General features: G+C 51.4%; 1 protein-coding gene. It reads left to right on the forward strand.

The window, feature by feature from the left end; genetic code table 11:
• Nucleotides 1-518, forward strand: a 518-nt coding sequence (locus J7438_RS27435) for an ABC transporter permease subunit (protein WP_503003958.1), incomplete at both ends; no start/stop codon positions are given.

Genomic DNA, 518 nt, shown 5'->3' on the forward strand with positions numbered 1-518 from the left:
GTTCTGCGCCTGGTAAAAGAAGGTGGTATCTATGCGGTGCTACTGATTCTTCTGGCGGTGATTATTATACAAGAACCGTCGTTTGTAAGTTTAAGAAATCTCAGCAATATCCTGACACAGTCGTCGGTCAGAATTATTATCGCCCTGGGGGTTGCCAGTCTGATCGTTACCCAGGGAACCGACCTTTCTGCCGGTCGTCAGGTTGGTCTGGCAGCGGTCATCTCGGCAACCCTGTTGCAAGCTTTGGAAAATGTCAACAAAGTCTTCCCGGAGCTGGGGCCACTGCCGATCCCTGCCGTTATCATGATTGTCTGTGCCATTGGTGCATTGATTGGTCTGGTGAACGGACTGGTGGTCGCCTACCTGAAAGTGACGCCGTTCATCGCTACCATGGGTACGATGATTATCGTCTATGGCGTGAACTCCCTCTACTATGACTATGTGGGTGCTTCGCCAGTGGCCGGTTTTGCCACTCAGTTCTCCGAATTTACCCAGGGCTTTATCCGACTGGGTGACTT

The organism is Thalassotalea sp. G20_0 (assembly GCF_017744175.1).
GTDB lineage: Bacteria > Pseudomonadota > Gammaproteobacteria > Pseudomonadales > Endozoicomonadaceae > Endozoicomonas.